At 66.9% G+C, this 16,045-nt stretch carries 17 protein-coding genes; 10 read left to right on the forward strand and 7 right to left on the reverse strand.

The genetic code is table 11. The features are described from left to right. Positions 1 to 19 precede the first annotated feature (19 nt). The 4 genes from M2282_RS17610 (at position 20) to argG (ending at position 2,866) form a co-directional block, all read left to right on the forward strand. Complete coding sequence (locus M2282_RS17610) at positions 20 to 373, forward strand: ArsC family reductase (protein ID WP_280810076.1); 354 nt, start codon at positions 20 to 22, stop codon at positions 371 to 373. A gap of 58 nt (positions 374 to 431) precedes the next feature. Beyond that, the gene (locus tag M2282_RS17615) at positions 432 to 1,067 is read left to right on the forward strand and encodes a hypothetical protein (RefSeq protein ID WP_280810077.1); all 636 of its coding nucleotides are present in this window, start codon (positions 432 to 434) and stop codon (positions 1,065 to 1,067) included. Positions 1,068 to 1,180: 113 nt separating this feature from the next. Further along, the gene (locus M2282_RS17620) at positions 1,181 to 1,507 is read left to right on the forward strand and encodes a pyrimidine/purine nucleoside phosphorylase (protein ID WP_280810078.1); all 327 of its coding nucleotides are present in this window, start codon (positions 1,181 to 1,183) and stop codon (positions 1,505 to 1,507) included. A 15-nt stretch (positions 1,508 to 1,522) separates the two neighbouring features. Continuing rightward, positions 1,523 to 2,866: an argininosuccinate synthase gene (gene argG / locus M2282_RS17625; RefSeq protein WP_280810079.1), complete on the forward strand. Its 1,344-nt coding sequence runs from the start codon at positions 1,523 to 1,525 to the stop codon at positions 2,864 to 2,866. A 67-nt stretch (positions 2,867 to 2,933) separates the two neighbouring features. Here argG and M2282_RS17630 read toward each other — a convergent pair whose 3' ends face one another. Both M2282_RS17630 and murB read right to left on the reverse strand, forming a co-directional pair. Continuing rightward, positions 2,934 to 3,767 carry a glycine-rich domain-containing protein gene (locus M2282_RS17630; RefSeq protein ID WP_280810080.1) on the reverse strand — a complete coding sequence of 278 codons (834 nt, stop codon included), beginning with the start codon at positions 3,765 to 3,767 and terminating at the stop codon, positions 2,934 to 2,936. A gap of 7 nt (positions 3,768 to 3,774) precedes the next feature. Next, positions 3,775 to 4,827 carry a UDP-N-acetylmuramate dehydrogenase gene (gene murB / locus M2282_RS17635; RefSeq protein WP_280810081.1) on the reverse strand — a complete coding sequence of 351 codons (1,053 nt, stop codon included), beginning with the start codon at positions 4,825 to 4,827 and terminating at the stop codon, positions 3,775 to 3,777. A 45-nt stretch (positions 4,828 to 4,872) separates the two neighbouring features. Between murB and M2282_RS17640 the strand changes: the two genes are divergently transcribed. Further along, positions 4,873 to 5,358 carry a YajQ family cyclic di-GMP-binding protein gene (locus M2282_RS17640; protein WP_013542743.1) on the forward strand — a complete coding sequence of 162 codons (486 nt, stop codon included), beginning with the start codon at positions 4,873 to 4,875 and terminating at the stop codon, positions 5,356 to 5,358. Positions 5,359 to 5,363: 5 nt separating this feature from the next. After that, the gene (locus M2282_RS17645; protein ID WP_280810082.1) at positions 5,364 to 6,014 is read left to right on the forward strand and encodes a retropepsin-like aspartic protease family protein; all 651 of its coding nucleotides are present in this window, start codon (positions 5,364 to 5,366) and stop codon (positions 6,012 to 6,014) included. Between the two features lie 3 nt (positions 6,015 to 6,017). Here M2282_RS17645 and M2282_RS17650 read toward each other — a convergent pair whose 3' ends face one another. From M2282_RS17650 to M2282_RS17665, 4 genes are all read right to left on the reverse strand, one after another. Then, entirely contained in the window at positions 6,018 to 6,371 is a 354-nt protein-coding gene (locus M2282_RS17650) for a RidA family protein (RefSeq protein ID WP_280810083.1), read from the reverse strand. Positions 6,372 to 6,379: 8 nt separating this feature from the next. After that, complete coding sequence (gene plsY / locus M2282_RS17655) at positions 6,380 to 7,015, reverse strand: glycerol-3-phosphate 1-O-acyltransferase PlsY (RefSeq protein ID WP_280810084.1); 636 nt, start codon at positions 7,013 to 7,015, stop codon at positions 6,380 to 6,382. Between the two features lie 74 nt (positions 7,016 to 7,089). Then, positions 7,090 to 7,584 carry an aminoacyl-tRNA deacylase gene (locus M2282_RS17660; protein WP_280810085.1) on the reverse strand — a complete coding sequence of 165 codons (495 nt, stop codon included), beginning with the start codon at positions 7,582 to 7,584 and terminating at the stop codon, positions 7,090 to 7,092. Then, positions 7,581 to 8,642 carry an aldo/keto reductase gene (locus tag M2282_RS17665; protein ID WP_280810086.1) on the reverse strand — a complete coding sequence of 354 codons (1,062 nt, stop codon included), beginning with the start codon at positions 8,640 to 8,642 and terminating at the stop codon, positions 7,581 to 7,583. The genes M2282_RS17660 and M2282_RS17665 overlap by 4 nt, the downstream gene beginning before the upstream one ends. Before the next feature lie 115 nt (positions 8,643 to 8,757). Between M2282_RS17665 and M2282_RS17670 the strand changes: the two genes are divergently transcribed. Further along, positions 8,758 to 9,684 (forward strand): alpha/beta fold hydrolase, encoded by a 927-nt coding sequence (locus M2282_RS17670; RefSeq protein WP_280810087.1) that lies wholly within the window; start codon positions 8,758 to 8,760, stop codon positions 9,682 to 9,684. Here M2282_RS17670 and M2282_RS17675 read toward each other — a convergent pair. Further along, the gene (locus tag M2282_RS17675) at positions 9,681 to 10,388 is read right to left on the reverse strand and encodes an aspartate/glutamate racemase family protein (protein ID WP_280810088.1); all 708 of its coding nucleotides are present in this window, start codon (positions 10,386 to 10,388) and stop codon (positions 9,681 to 9,683) included. The genes M2282_RS17670 and M2282_RS17675 overlap by 4 nt on opposite strands. Before the next feature lie 229 nt (positions 10,389 to 10,617). Between M2282_RS17675 and M2282_RS17680 the strand changes: the two genes are divergently transcribed. The 3 genes from M2282_RS17680 to M2282_RS17690 are packed head-to-tail and all read left to right on the forward strand — an operon-like array spanning position 10,618 to position 16,038. Beyond that, positions 10,618 to 13,008, forward strand: coding sequence for a type VI secretion system Vgr family protein (locus tag M2282_RS17680; protein ID WP_280810089.1), 2,391 nt, complete (start codon positions 10,618 to 10,620; stop codon positions 13,006 to 13,008). Positions 13,009 to 13,018: 10 nt separating this feature from the next. Next, on the forward strand, positions 13,019 to 13,435 hold the full coding sequence (locus tag M2282_RS17685; RefSeq protein WP_280810090.1) for a hypothetical protein: 417 nt from the start codon (positions 13,019 to 13,021) through the stop codon (positions 13,433 to 13,435). Further along, positions 13,432 to 16,038 carry a DUF2169 family type VI secretion system accessory protein gene (locus tag M2282_RS17690; protein WP_280810091.1) on the forward strand — a complete coding sequence of 869 codons (2,607 nt, stop codon included), beginning with the start codon at positions 13,432 to 13,434 and terminating at the stop codon, positions 16,036 to 16,038. The genes M2282_RS17685 and M2282_RS17690 overlap by 4 nt, the downstream gene beginning before the upstream one ends. Positions 16,039 to 16,045 lie beyond the last annotated feature (7 nt).

The raw sequence follows: 16,045 nt of genomic DNA on the forward strand, positions 1-16,045 counted from the left end.
GCGCGGCATCATGGCGGCCATGACAACCCTTTACGGCATCCCGAACTGCAACACCGTCAAGCGCGCCCGCGTCTGGCTCGACGAACACAACGTGGCCTACACCTTCCACGATTTCAAGAAACAGGGCGTGCCCGAGGCCGAGCTCGACCAGTGGCTGAAAAAGCCGGGCTGGGAAGCGCTGGTCAACCGCCGGGGAACCACCTGGCGCAAGCTCGACGAGGCCACGCAGAACAGCGTGGTCGATGCCGCCTCGGCCCGGGCCGTGCTGCTGGCCAACCCCAGCCTGATCAAGCGGCCGGTGGTCAACTGGGGCGCCAAAACCGGCGTTACGACGGGATTCGATGCCCAATCCTGGGCTGTGAACGCCGTGTAAACCCCGGAACCCCGTCTCGCCGGCCGGCCTCCAACCGCGATCTGCAGGAGAGAACACCATGAACAGACACGTTTTTCGCACTCTCGCCGGGCTTTCGGTGGCTGGCATGCTGTCGGCGGGCGCCAGCGTCGCGCAGGCCCAGCAGGTCGTCCAGGCGCGGGTGATTTCCGCCACGCCGATCCGCGAAACGACCGGCAGCGACGTCAGCTACAACGTCACCTACGAATACCAGGGTCGCCAGTACACCACCCGCACCACGAGCCGGCCGGGCGCCACCATCCCGGTCCAGGCGAGCGCTTACGGCGTGACCACCGCGCCCGTGCAGCCGCAATCGCAGCTGCAGCCCTACCCGGTCGAGGCCAACAGCGGCCAGCAGTACCAGCAAGATCCGCAGTACCAGGAACAGTACCGACAGGGCGGCTCCCCTTGGGAGAACGTCGTGCCGGAGCCGGGCGTGGTGGTCTCCGGGCAAGGCGCGCCGGTCTATGCGCAGCCGGCCCCGATCTATGCACCACCGGTCTACGTGCAGCCCGCCTACACCTACCCGTATGCGCAGCCCTACGTCTACCCGCCGGTCGGCATCTCGCTGAACCTGGGTTACTCGCGCGGTTGGGGCGGCGGCTACTACGGCCGTGGCTACGGTGGCTACGGCTATCGCGGCTACGGCGGTTACCGCGGCGGCTGGCACCGCTGAGCGGGTGGGGGCCGCCCAAGCCCCTAAAATCGAGGACTTCCCAACCCTGACGGGTGCGCCGCCTGCGCGGTGCGTCCTCGATTAGCCGACCGCCCGCGCGCCGGCGCCACCCAATGACGACGACTACCGACACTCTGAACAGCGCCGCAGTGGCCACCAAGGCCAATGTGTATTTCGACGGCAAGTGCGTGAGCCACAGCCTCACGCTCGCGGACGGCACCAAGAAATCGGTCGGCGTGATCCTGCCGGCCACCCTCACCTTCAACACCGGCGCGCCTGAAATCATGGAAGGCACCGCCGGCAGCTGCGAATACCTGCTGTCGGGTGCCACCGAATGGGTCGCCTCGGGCCCGGGCCAGAAGTTCAACGTACCGGGCAATTCCAGCTTCCAGATCCGCGTGAGCGGCGAGCCCTACAGCTACATCTGCCACTTCGGCTGAAACCGGGACCCTCACATGTCGACCATCCTCCAAAACGTTCCCACCGGCCAGAAGGTCGGCATTGCCTTCTCCGGCGGCCTGGACACCAGCGCGGCCCTGCACTGGATGCGCAACAAGGGCGCGATTCCCTACGCCTACACCGCCAACCTCGGCCAGCCCGACGAGCCCGACTACGACGAGATCCCGCGCAAGGCGATGCTCTACGGCGCCGAGAACGCCCGCCTGATCGACTGCCGCACGCAGCTGGCCAACGAAGGCATCGCCGCGCTGCAGGCCGGCGCCTTCCACGTCACCACCGCGGGTGTCACCTACTTCAACACCACGCCGCTCGGCCGCGCGGTGACCGGCACCATGCTGGTGTCGGCCATGAAGGACGACGACGTCAACATCTGGGGCGACGGCAGCACCTACAAGGGCAACGACATCGAGCGCTTCTATCGCTACGGCCTGCTCACCAACCCCGCGCTCAAGATCTACAAGCCCTGGCTCGACCAGGTCTTCATCGACGAACTCGGCGGCCGCAAGGAGATGTCGGAGTTCATGCAGAAGGCCGGCTTCGCCTACAAGATGTCGTCCGAGAAGGCCTACTCGACCGACTCGAACATGCTGGGCGCCACGCACGAGGCGAAAGACCTTGAGCACCTGAACAGCGGCATGCAGATCGTGCAGCCCATCATGGGCGTCGCGTTCTGGAAGGACGAGGTCGAGGTCAAGCGCGAGACCGTCACGGTGCACTTCGAAGAAGGCATGCCGGTCGCGCTGAACGGCAAGAGCTTCGAGAGCCTGGTCGAGCTGATCCTCGAAGCCAACCGCATCGGCGGACGCCACGGCCTGGGCATGAGCGACCAGATCGAGAACCGCATCATCGAGGCCAAGAGCCGCGGCATCTACGAAGCCCCGGGCCTGGCGCTGCTGTTCATCGCCTACGAGCGCCTCGTCACCGGCATCCACAACGAAGACACGATCGAGCAGTACCGCGACCACGGCCGCAAGCTCGGCCGCCTGCTCTACCAGGGCCGCTGGTTCGACCCGCAGGCGATCATGCTGCGCGAGACCGCCCAGCGCTGGATCGCACGCGCCATTACCGGCGAAGTGACCGTCGAGCTGCGCCGCGGCAACGACTATTCGATCCTGAACACCGAGTCGCCGAACCTCACCTACAAGCCCGAGCGCCTGAGCATGGAAAAGGTCGAGGGGGCTTTCACGCCGTTGGACCGCATCGGCCAGCTGACGATGCGCAACCTCGACATCATCGATACGCGCGAGAAGCTCGCGATCTACACCCGCACCGGGCTGCTGTCGTCGAGCCAGGGCGCTTCGCTGCCCAAGCTCGCGAACGATGACGAGAGCACCAAGTAAGCCGAACGCGCATCAATGACGAACGGGCCCGATGGGCCCGTTTCTCTTTGGTGCGCCGCTGTGTCGATCAGTCGCCGCCGCCTCCGCCGCAGCCGCCACCGCAACCTCCACCGCTGTCGCCGCCGCCGGAGTCCCCACCTCCGCCATCGCCACCGCTGCTCGATTCGCTGCCGCCGAAACCGCCGGCATCGCCGGAGCTTCCGCCATCCGACGAGGACTCGCCGAATTCGCTGCCGCACTGCGCAGTCGAGCCGTCGTGACGCTCGACCGCCTTGCAATCGGGCACGTACTCGAAGCCACCGGGAATCGCGAACTTGATGTCCAGCGCGAACAGCAGCGGCAGGCGCGTCGGCTTGCGCGGGTCGATGCTCTCTTCCTTGCACGCCCAGTACCAGCTGCGGCGCAGCCCGTCGTTGCGCTTGGGGTCCTTGCCCAGCACCTCGGCCGGGCTGTGGTGCAGCATGCCGCCGAAGGCCGCCTTGCACCAGTTCTGGTAGCCCTGCGTGTGCAGGATGAACTCGTGCCACGCGGTGTCGACCACCTTCGAGGGCATCGCGACGAACTTGCGGCCGCTGCGCAGGTGCGCCATGAAGAACTGGCGCAGGCCCCGCAGCACCAGCTCGGCATCGCGCCGGCTCAGCTGCGGATGGGCTTCGCGCAGCTTGCCGATCAGGAACGGGGGCATGCGGGCCTCGCGGATGAACTGCCGGCGCAGGCTCGTTTCCATCCAGCCCAGCACCGCCGCGAACGCGAAGGCCGCGATGAACAGGAGCCCCGAGGCCCACCACCGCGCCGGCACCAGGAACACCGCGGCGATGCCCGCCACGACGACGACCCGTTGCGCCCACACCAACGCCGCAATGCGCCGCCGGTAGTTCAAGTGCAGGAAGTCGAGGTCCATCGCTTTGTCAGACCACCACCGGCTCGGGCTCCAGCCGGATGCCGAAGCGCTCGTACACGCTGGTCTGGATGGCCTTGGCCAGCGTCATCACCTCGCCGCCAGTCACCGGGTTCTCGGTGCCGCCGCGGTTGACCAGCACCAGCGCCTGCCGCTCGTACACGCCGGCGTTGCCCACCGACTTGCCCTTCCAGCCGCAGGCATCGATGAGCCAGCCGGCTGCCAGCTTGATGCTGCCGTCGGCCATCGGGTAGTGAACGATCTTGGGGTCGCGAGCGATGATGTCCGCGCACTGCTCGGGTGTGACGGTCGGGTTCTTGAAGAAGCTGCCCGCGTTGCCCAGCACGCGCCAGTCGGGCAGCTTGGCGCGGCGGATGGCGCAGACCCAGTCGAAGATGTCGACGGCGCTCGGCGTGAAGTTGCCGGTTTCTTCCATCTTGCGTTCGAGGTCGAGGTAGCCGACGACCGCCTTCCAGGGCTTGGGCAGCCGGAAGCGCACCCGGGTGATCAGCGCCCGGCCCGCGAGGCCGAAGTCGTTCGGCCCGCTGCGCACATGCTTGAACACCGAATCGCGGTAGCCGAAAGCGCACTGGGCCGCATCGAGCGTGAAGCCGCGGCCGGTGTCCAGGTCGATGGCGTCGAGCGATTCGAAGCGGTCCTGCAGCTCGACGCCGTAGGCGCCGATGTTCTGTACCGGCGCGCCACCCACGGTGCCTGGGATGAGGGCCAGGTTCTCGAGGCCCGGATAGCCGTTGCGCACCATCCATTCGACGGCGTCATGCCAGATCTCTCCGGCGCCGGCTTCCACGATCCAGGCCCGCGGCGTCTCTTCGACCAGCCGAAGGCCCTTGATTTCCACCTTGAGCACCAGCGGCTTGACGTCGCCGGTCAGCACGATGTTGCTGCCGCCGCCCAGCACGAAGCGAGGGGCGTCCTGCCATTGCGGATCGGCCCGCAATCCGGCCACATCGGCCTCGTCCGTGATGCGCGCCAGGCGCTGCGCGCGCGCGACGATGCCGAAACTGTTGTACGGCTGCAGGGGGACGTTGTGCTCCACGATCATGGGAGAATTGTCGCATCCAGCACCCGCAAGAATTCAGGAGAGCCCATGCCGTCTTTCGATACCGTCTGCGAGCCCAATCTGCCCGAAGTGAAGAATGCGGTCGAGAACACCGCCAAGGAAATCGCGACGCGCTTCGATTTCAAGGGCACGGCAGCCGCCGTCGACCTCAAGGACAAGGAAATCACCATGATCGGTGACGCCGAGTTCCAGCTCGTGCAGGTCGAGGACATCCTCCGCAGCAAGCTCACCAAGCGCAGCGTGGACGTGCGCTTCCTCGACAAGGGCGACGTCCAGAAGATGGGCGGCGACAAGGTCAAGCAGGTCATCAAGGTGAAAAGCGGCATCGAGAGCGAGCAGGCCAAGAAGATCACCCGCATCGTCAAGGACAGCAAGCTCAAGGTGCAGGCCGCGATCCAGGGCGACGCAGTGCGCATCACCGGCGCCAAGCGCGATGACCTGCAGGCCGCGATGGCGCTGATCAAGAAGGACGTGCCGGACATGCCGCTGTCGTTCAACAACTTCCGCGACTGATCCTCATGAAACCCCTCGCCTTTGCGACGGCAGCATGTCTTCTGGCTGCCGTGGCGGCGGCGCACGCTGCGAGTTCGGTGATGCTCACCGGCACCATCGGCAGCCGCGCGATCCTGATCGTGAACGGCGCGCCGCCCAAGACGGTGGCGGTCGGCGAGAGCTTCCAGGGCGTGAAGCTGGTGTCGCTGCAGGCCGAACAGGCGGTGGTCGAGCTCGAGGGCAAGCGCGTCAACCTGCGCATGGACACGCCGGTGAGCATCGGCGGTGGCGGCGGTTCAGGCGGTGGCGGCAATCGCATCGTGCTGCCGGCCGACAGCCGCGGCCACTACATGACGCAGGGCGCCATCAACGGGCGCGCCGTCACGTTCATGCTCGACACCGGCGCCACATCGATCGCGCTCTCGGCCGCCGATGCCGAGCGCATCGGCCTGGACTACAGCAAGGGCCAGCGCATCCAGATGAACACCGCCAACGGCGTGTCGCAGGGCTACAGGCTGCGGCTGCAGTCGGTGCGCGTAGGCGATGTGGAGGTGTACGACATCGACGCGGTCGTGTCGCCGCAGCCCATGCCCTTCGTGCTGCTGGGCAACAGCTTCATCAACCGCTTCTCCATGCGCCGGGACGCGGACCAGATGGTCCTCGAGAAGCGGTATTGAGCGTCAGGCCGCAGCAGCGGTAACGACGATCTCGATCTTGTAGGCCGCATTGGCCATCTTGGCCTGCACCGTCGCGCGTGGCGGCGTGTTGCCGGCCGGAATCCACGCATCCCACACCTCGTTCATCGCCGTGATGTCGGTGATGTCGGCCAGGAAGATCTGCGTCATGAGGATGCGCGACTTGTCGCTGCCGGCCTCGGCCAGGAGGCGATCGACCATCGCGAGCACCTGCGCGGTCTGGCCGCGGATGTCCTGCGAGGTGTCGTCGGGCACCTGGCCGGCGAGGTAGATGGTGCCGTTGTGCACGGCCGTCTCCGAGAGACGCGGGCCGACGTGAAAGCGGGTGATGGTTGCCATGGTGTTCTTCAAGCCTTTTTCTTCGAGCCGAGTTTCGACTCCGTGCCGGCCGCGAGCCGGCGGATGTTTTCGCGGTGCCGCCAGACCAGCAGCAGACTCATGATGATGATCGCAATCAGCACCGTCCGGTCGAGCGGCCACGCAATGTTTCCGCCCAGCAGGTAGTAGGCCGGTGCAAAGAAGGCCGCCACCAGCGACGACAGCGACGAATAGCGAAAGAAGATCGCGATGATCAGCCAGGTGGCGCCGGTCGCCAAGCCCAGCCACGGTGCGATGCCCACCAGCACGCCCGCCGCGGTGGCCACGCCCTTGCCGCCCTGGAAGCCGAAGAACACCGGGTACAGGTGGCCCAGAAAGGCCGCGAGGCCCGCCACGCCGGCCACGCCATCGCCCAGGCCCCACTGCGCGCCGAACTGGTGGATCAGGAACACCGGCAGCCAGCCCTTGAGTGCGTCGAGCACCAGCGTGGCCAGCGCCGCGCCCTTGTTGCCCGAGCGCAGCACGTTGGTCGCGCCGGGGTTGCCGCTGCCGTAGCTGCGCGGATCGGCCATGCCGAGCGACTTGCTCACGATCACCGCGAACGACAGCGAGCCGATCAGGTACGACGCCAGGATGGCGATGAGGGACGGCAGGTGAAAGCTCAAGGCAGCGCTCCGCGGGAATTGGTTTGTTTGTTCTTATCGGACGGTGTCGTCGTGGGGCCGACGCGCCGCGGCGGCTATTCTGCCAGTGCGCACTGCACCGGCTTCGCGCCCAGCAGCGCCACGCACACCTGCGGATCGATGCCGATCAGGTAGCCGCGCCGCCCGCCGTTGAGGACGATCTTCGGCAGCTCCAGGATGGTCGATTCGATGTACACCGGCATCTCGCGCCGCGTGCCGAAGGGCGAGGTGCCGCCCACCATGTAGCCGCTGTGGCGCTGCGCCACCTCGGGCTTGCAGGGCTCGACCGACTTGGCGCCGATCTGCCGCGCGAGGTTCTTGGTCGACACGGTGCGATTGCCGTGCATCAGCACGATGAGCGGCCTGGCGTCCTGGTCCTGCATCACCAGCGTCTTGATGACGGTGAACGGATCGAGCCCCAGCATCTCGGCGCCGCGCTGCGCGCCGCCGTGCTCCATGTATTCGTACGGATGCTCGGTGAAGGCGACCTTGTTCGCCCGCAGCAGCTGCGTTGCGGGCGTTTCGGAAACGTGGACCTTCTTGCCGCTCACGCCGCCGGGTCCCGGATGTCCCACCGGATCTTGTCGATCTCGGCCAGGATCTCGGGCGACAGCGTGGTGCCGTAGGCATCGATGTCCTCGTCGAGCTGCTCGAGCGTGCGCACGCCGATGATCGTGCTCGCCACCTGCCACTTGGTGTAGCAGAAGGCCAGCGCGAGCTGCGTCGGCGTGAGCCCGTTGTCGCGCGCGAGCTGGTTGTACAGGCGCGCGGCCTTCAGCGCGTCGGGGCGGCCCCAGCGCAGCTTGCGCACCGACTCGTAGCGGGTGATGCGCGCTTCCTCGGGCGCGTCGGGGCCGGTGATGCCGCTCTTGTCGTACTTGCCGGTGAGGAGGCCATAGGCCAACGGCGAGTAAGCCAGCAGCGACACGCCCAGCCGGTGCATCGTTTCGTCGAGCCCGTTCTCCACGCCCCGGCTCGCGAGGTTGTAGACGTTCTGCACCGTCGCCACGCGCGGCAGGCCGTGCTGCTCGGCCAGCCGCACGAACTCGTGCACGCCGTAGGGCGTTTCGTTCGACAGGCCGATCGCGCGGATCTTGCCGGCCTTCACCAGCTTGCCGAAGGTCTCCAGCTGCTCGTGGATCGGGGTCTGCGTGACTTCCTTGGCCGGGTCGTAGTAGATGTTGCCGAAGGCCGGCACATGGCGCTCGGGCCAGTGGATCTGGTAGAGGTCGATGGTGTCGGTCTTCAGGCGCTTCAGGCTCGCATCGCACGAGGCCACGATGTCGGCGGCCGTCATACCCACGCCTTCGCGCACCCAGGGCGTATTGCGCAGCGGGCCGGCCACCTTGGTGGCCAGCACGAGCTTCTGGCGCGCGCCGGGGTTGGCGGCGAACCAGTTGCCGATGATGGTTTCGGTGACGCTGTAGGTTTCTTGGCGGGTGGGCACCGAGTACATCTCGGCGGTGTCGATGAAGTCGACGCCCCGCTCCAGTGAGCGGCTCAGGATGGCGTGGGCGGTGGGTTCGTCCACCTGCTCGCCGAAAGTCATGGTGCCGAGGCAGATCGGGGTGACGTGCAGGTCGCTCTGACCGAGTTGGATCTTTTTCATGCGCGGGATGCTACCGCCCTCCTCCGCAACGCGCTGGCCGCGCGGCCAAAGCCCGAGCGCGAGCTGTCGTCTGCCGGACTGCGCGAACACAGCTCGCTCCTTATCATCGACGCCCATGTACCAAGCCCTCCGCCCCTCGCGCAGCGAATTCGTGCCTGTGCGCAACCTCAGCTATCACGTGCGTCTCTGGGGCCAACCCTCGCCGGACCGCCCGCCGCTGGTGCTGGTGCACGGATGGATGGACGTCGCGGCCTCGTGGCAGTTCGTGGTCGATGCGCTGGCCGAGGACCGCTTCATCATCGCCCCCGACTGGCGCGGCTTCGGTCTCACGGACGGCGGCGGCGTCGACAACTACTGGCTCGCCGACTACCTCGCCGACCTCGAATGGCTGCTGGACCACTACGCCGGCGAAGGCGACGATGCCCGTCCGGTCGACCTCGTCGGCCACAGCATGGGCGGCAACGTCGCGATGCACTACGCGGGCGTGCGGCCCGCGCGCATCCGCCGCCTCGTCAACCTCGAAGGCTTCGGCATGCCGTTTCGCAAGCCCGACGAAGCGCCCGCGCGCTACGGCCAATGGATCGACGAACTCAAGGGCCTGCACCGCGGCGAGAAGGCACTCGCCGGCTACTCGGCCGTCGACGGCGTGGCCCGCCGCCTCATGAAGACCAACCCGCGCCTGACGCAGGACAAGGCCGACTGGCTCGCGAGCCACTGGTCCGCCGGCCACCTGCAGCCCGATGGCAGCACGCGCTGGCAGATCCTCGGCGATGCAGCGCACAAGATCGTCAACGCGCACATCTTTCGCGTCGACGAGACCCTTGCGCTCTATGCGCGCATCACCGCGCCGACGCTGATGGTCGAGGCCTCCGACGACAGCCTGCAGGGGTGGTGGAAGAACCGCTACACGCTCGATGAATTCCACGAGCGCCTGAAGTCCGTGCCCTCGGCGCGCATCGAGCGGCTCGACGACGCGGGCCACATGCTGCACCACGACCAGCCGCAGCGCGTGGCCCGGCTGATCGAAGACTTCCTGGCCTAGTTTTTCTGCGTCGTCTGCGTCGCGCGGCGCAATGCCGCACGCGCCAGCAGCCGCGTGGAGTCCAGCGTCGGCACCGGCGAATTCGCGTCGTTCATGATCAGCGGAATCTCGGTGCAACCCAGCACCACCGCATCGCAGCCCTCCTCGTCCTTCATGCGCTGCATTACGCGCTGGAAGGTCGCAATGGCCTCGGGCTTGAAGATGCCGTAGACCAGTTCTTCCATGATGATCCGCGCGATCTCGTCGCGCTCCTCGGTGGCGGGGCGGACGTATGCCAGGCCGCGCGCCGAAAGCTTCTCGGGATACACCTCGCTGTCGACCAGCCAGCGCGTGCCCGTGATGCCGATGCGCCTGAAGCCGCGCTGCACAGCCTCTTCCGCAACGCACTCCGCAATGTGCAACCAGGGCAGTGGCGAGCGCCCTTCGATGAACGGCAGTGCCTGGTGGATGGTGTTGTCCGGGCAGACCAGGAAGTTGGCGCCGATCTTCGCGAGCTTGTGCGCCGAGGCGAGCATCACTTCGCCCACGCCGCGCCAGTCGTCGCGGTAGATGTGTTCCATGTAGTCCGACAGAGACGGCGTATGCATCGAGACCTCGGGATGCGCGTGCGGCCCGAGCAGCTTCGCACCCTCGACGCAGATGGTCTGATAACAGAGTGATGCGCCTTCGGCCGAGCAGCCGACGATTCCGATGTGCTGGGTCATGCCCGCATCCTACAAAGCCCGCTCCCGTTCACGCAATCGGCGTGGCGTCCCACACGCGATTGGCCTGCTCCTTGCGAGAACAGTTCATGCCAAAGCGCCAGGCACAAGGATGAAGCAGCCGGCGCGCAAGCGAATCAGACATAAGTTCACATGCGCTCTCCTCAGGTGCCGCGTCGTGGTCGATGCTGGTGCAGCCAGCGCTTCTTGAGCGAAAAGGGAGACCCCAAAAATGGCCAGAGTCGTACGCGCCCACACCCCCCTGGGCGAAGACCAGCTCCTCTTCCGGTCCATGCATGGAATCGAAGGGTTGTCGCAGTTGTTCGAATTCGACGTCGACCTGCTGAGCCCCAGCATGTCGATCGACATGAAGGCCGTGCTCGGCAAGCCGCTGTCGCTGGAGATCCAGACCACCGGCGCCCCGCGCTTTCTCAACGGGCAGATCGTGCGCTTCACGCTCATCGGCAAGGAAGGCGGCACCTCGCGCCACATCGTCTACCGTGCGACCGTGCGGCCTTGGCTCTGGTATCTCACGCGCACCAGCGACTGCAAGATCTTCCAGAACAAGTCGGTGGTCGAGATCCTCGAAGAGGTGTTCGCCGACTATGGCTTCGCGTTCGAGAAGAAGCTCAGCGCCAGCTACCGGCAGTGGGAGTACTGCGTGCAGTACCAGGAGACCGACTTCGACTTCGTGAGCCGCCTCATGGAGCACGAGGGCATCTACTACTACTTCACCCACGAGAAGAACCAGCACACGCTGGTGCTGGCCGACGACATCAGCGCGCACGAGCCCCTGCCGGCCTACCCGAAGATCAGCTACCTGGCCACCGACCGCGACCTCGCCCCTTTCCAGGAAGTGATCGACCAGTGGCAGGTGACCGAGGAGATACGCCCCGGCACCTACGTGGTCGACGACTTCGACTTCAAGAAGCCGCGCGCCGACCTCATGAACATGCGCAGCCAGCCACGCGGCAGCGACCACGGCCAGTACGAGATGTACGAATGGCTGGGCGGCTTCAGCGAATCGGAACAGGGCGAGCACTACGCGCGCATCCGTCTCGAAGAGGCCCAGGCGCAGGCCGAGCGCGACACCGGCCACACCAACGTGCGCGGCATGGCACCCGGCTTTCGCTTCACCATGCAGAACTGCCCGCGCCAGGAAGACAACCGCGAGTACCTCGTGGTGTCGGTCTCGTACGCTCTGCGCGAAGGCGGCTATGCGAGCGGCAGCGAGCCCGGCTCCTACAGCTTCGACTTCGCGGTGCAGCCCACCACCTACCTCTACCGCCCGCCGCGCGTCACGCCGATGCCGCGCGCCAACGGCCCGCAGACGGCCACCGTGGTCGGCAAGGCGGGCCAGGAGTTCTGGGTCGACCAGTACGGCCGCGTGAAGGTGCAGTTTCGCTGGGACCGCTACGGCAAGAGCGACGAGAACAGCTCGTGCTGGGTGCGCGTGTCCAGCGCATGGGCCGGCTCCAACTACGGCGCGGTGAACCATCCGCGCAAGGGGCAGGAGGTGGTGGTCGACTTCATCGGCGGCCACCTGGACCGGCCCATCATCATCGGCCGCGTCTACAACGCCGACCAGATGCCGCCGCTGGACCTGCCGGCCAATGTGACGGTGAGCGGCTTCGTGAGCCGCAGCAAGGACGGTTCCTCGGCCAATGCCAACGAGTTCATCCTCGACGATGCGCCAGGCTGCGAGCTGGTGCGCATCCACGCCGAGAAGGACTTCGAGATCAACACCGAGAACGACCTGCGCATCCACATCGAGAACGACGAAACCAACACCGTCGACGGCCACCGCATCACGCACATCCTGAAGACCGACACGCTCACCGTCGACCAGACCCGCGACACCCTCATCAAGCAGAAGGACACCGCCGAGTACCGCGACGGCTCCAAGCTCACCGTGTCGGGCGCGCTCACCGAGCACTTCTTCAACAACCGCATCGAGACCACCACCAAGCTGGGCTCCAAGGAGACCGTGCTCTCGGGCCTGTCCGAAGTCATCGTCAACGGCGGACAGCGCCACGAGACCTTCGACAAAGGCCTGCTGGTCGACGTGAAGCTGGGCATGGACGAAGAGGTGCACACCGGCAACTCGGTGCTCAAGACCTTGGCCGGCAACCGCCAGGAGACCTACCAGACCGGCTGGCAGCGCACCATCGCGAGCGGCGGCGGAAAAGACAACATCAAGGGCGGCCTGAACGAAACCATCGAGACCGGCGACCACAATTCGACCGTCTCGGCCGGCAACTACACGGGCAAGGCCCAGAACGTGACCATCGAGGCCACCGACGGCAACGTGGACATCAAGGCCAGCGGCGACTTCACCTTCGAGGGCAACCACGTCAAGCGCGTGAACCGCGTGCTGCTGTGGGACTGGTCGCCCTGGGCGGTCACGGCCGTCGGCCTCTCCAGCGCGACCTACGGCGTGAACAACAGCAACGCGGGCTTCACCTTCACCACCAACATCAAGAAGATGGACGCCACCGCGCAGATCCTGAACATGTACGCGCACCAGTCCAACTTCGGCGCCGTGAGCTTCTCGAACGTGGTGGCGCAGGAGCACGTCGGCGGCTTCTGGGGCGCGCTCAAGGGCTTCATGCTCTTCGGCTGAACCAGCCTGCATGACGTCGAATGCCGGCTTCTCGATCTGGTGGGTTCTGGTTCCCTTGCTGGTGTGGCTCGGCTGCACGCTGGGGGTCACGCTCGTGCGTGAACGCCACAAGCACACCGAGCGGGTCGCGCGCGTGCAGGCAGATGCCAATATCCTCGCGCACGGCACGCCCGCCATGGCCGAGGTGATCGCCTCCTCCGACACCGGCCAGCGCCGCTCGGGCGAAGGCGGAAGCTGGGGCGTTCTCAAGCTGCACCTGCGCGTGCGGACCTCCGCCACCGCCGAGGCTTTCGATGTGCAGCAGACCGCATCGATTCCCGTCGCCGAGCTGCCCGATCACGCGGCCGGCAAGACCATCGCCGTGCGCTTCGACGCCGCGAGCCGCACGGTCGCCATCGAGCGCAGTGCCAAGGGGCCGGCCCCATGAAGACCGTCAAGCCGCTGCGCCTGGGCATCCTCACCCGGCCCTACCGCTGGCAGGGCGCGGACCAGCTGGGCGTGTCCGTCATGGCGCTCGCCAGCCTGGACGCCGAACCGAAGCTCATGGCCGACCAGGAGCTCTGGCAGACCATAGGCGAAGAGATCGGCGACATGGGCGTGTTCGACATGGGCGTTCCCAAGTCCATGCCCGAGGTGCTCGCCAGCGGCTACGGCTACACCCACCACCAGCCCGACAAGACCGCCTGCGCCGTGCGCCTGCGCGTTGCCGACTTCGAAAAATCCCTGCACGTCTCGGGCGACCGCTACTGGCTCGACGGCCGCCTGACCGCACCCCAGTCCTTCGAGGCCATGCCGCTGGACTGGGCCCATGCCTACGGCGGCCCCGGCGTGCCCGAGAACACCGCGGGCATCGGCGCCTTCGACGAAATGGTCGACGGCATCCATACGCGTCGCGCACCCAACGTGGAGGCCGTCCACGCGCGCGTGCATTCGCGCGGCCAGGCCGTCACGCCCGCGAGCTTCGGCGCGGTGCCGGTCGACAGCCCGCAGCGCATGGCGCTCATGGGCCACAAGTACGGACAGGACTGGCTCGAGAAGCAGTTCCCCGGCTTCGCGGACGACATGGACTGGCGGTTCTTCAACGCCGCGCCCACCGACCAGCGCTGGCCCGCGCGGCAGGAGTTTCCGCCCGGTGCACCCTACGAAATCCTCAACATGCACCCGCGGAAGCCCGTGCTGAGCGGCCATCTGCCCGACTGGCGCGCGCGCTGCTTCGCGAGCTTCGACAAGGAAGGCCGCGATCTCTGCGAAGTGGCGTTGCGCCTGACCACCGCCTGGTTCTTTCCGCACCGCGAGCGCGTGGCGCTGATCTGGCACGGCGTGTTGCCGGTGCGCGAGGACGATGCGGCGGACGTGCGGCACATCATGCCGGCGCTCGAGCGGCCCGATGCGCCGCGCGACATGACGCATTACCAGTCGGTGCTGCTGCAGCGGCTGGACCCGGCGCGCGGCGGCCTGCTGGCCTTTCGCGACAGCGACCTCGCGCCGAAGGACATCCTCGGGCGCTGGAGCGTCGTCGACCTGCCCGACCCGATGGCGCGGCCGCTGGTGCGCAACCTGCGCGCCGGCCAGTTGCGCGACCACGAAAGCCGACGCGCCGAGCTCATCGCGCAAGGCGTCGATCCCGACAAGTACCTGCCCGCGCCCCAGCCCCCGGCCGCGCCGGTGGCCTTCGACGACGTGCCCGACTACTTCGAGCGCATGCAAGAGGAAATGATGGAGACCCGAAAAGATCTCGAAGCCAAGGGCGAGCAGATGCGCCGCAAGCAGGAGGCAGAAATAGACCCGACCCTGCTGCAGCAAGGCCGCGACCGGCCGAAGCGCTTCGATCCTGACGAACTGATCCGCCAGCTCGAGCAGCTCACCGAGGCGCCTCCGGCGCAAGGCGGCGCAAGCCCCGCCGCCAGCCCGCAACTCATCTCCGTGGGTTCCAGGGAACGCATGACCGCGCAGATCAACCTCGGCTACCTGCACGGCGCCCACCTGTCCGACGCCGCACCGCCGATGCCTTCGTTCCGCGCCGCCAAGATCCGCCGGCGCCTGGCCGAAGCCGCGCCCGGCGAACGCCGCTTCGCGGGCATGCGATTGATCGGTGCCGACCTCTCGGGCATGGACCTGCGCGGTGCCGACTTCTCGGGCGCATCTCTGGAAGACGCGAACCTCGACGGTGCGCAGTTGGGCGACGCCAACTTCAACAATGCGGTGCTGGCACGCGCCCGGCTCTCGCGCACCGTACTGGCCAACGCCACCTTCAAAAACGCCAACCTCGGCGGCGCGCAGTGCGAGTTCGCCGACTTCTCGGGCGCCGACCTGAGCGCCGCCAATTGCGAGAAGGCGCGCTTCACCTCCTGCAACATGGCCAACGCGGTGTTCCACCAGACCCGCCTCACCGAGAGCGAGATGAGCCGCTGCGATCTGCGCGGCTCCGACTGGCATCAGGTCTTTCTGACCAGGCTGCGCATGCATGCCATGGCCTTCGACGGCGCCTTGCTCAAGCAGGTGGTGTGGCTCGAATGCGCGCTGGACGACGTGCGCTTCGTCAATGCCACGTTGGAGCGCTGCGGCTTCGTCACCACCGACTGCAGCCGCGCGGTCGACTTTTCCGATGCACGGCTCGACGCCAGCAGCTTCGCGCACGGCAGCACACTGGCCGGTGCGGTGTTCCGCCGCGCCACGCTCAAGCACTGCGGCCTGCGCACCACGCCGCTGACGAAGGCCGACCTGGGCGACGCGCACCTGGACAACTGCGACTTTTCCGAATGCGACCTGCAGGGCGCCAACCTGGACCGGCTGTTCGCGGGCGAGAGCCTCTTCGTGCGCGCGGACCTCACCGGCGCCACGCTGCGCGGCGCCAACCTCATCGACGCCAACTTCTCCAAGGCCGTGTTCACGCAGGCCGACCTGAGTGGCGCCAACCTGTTCCGCACCGACGTGTCGCAGAGCCTGATCGACGGCACCACCCACCTGATGGGCGCCTACACGCAGCACGCCAAGGTCTGGCCTGCGCGCCGTGTCGCGGCGCCCGAATGACACGCTG

The sequence above is a fragment of the Variovorax boronicumulans genome (assembly GCF_029892485.1).
Lineage (GTDB): Bacteria > Pseudomonadota > Gammaproteobacteria > Burkholderiales > Burkholderiaceae_C > Variovorax > Variovorax boronicumulans_B.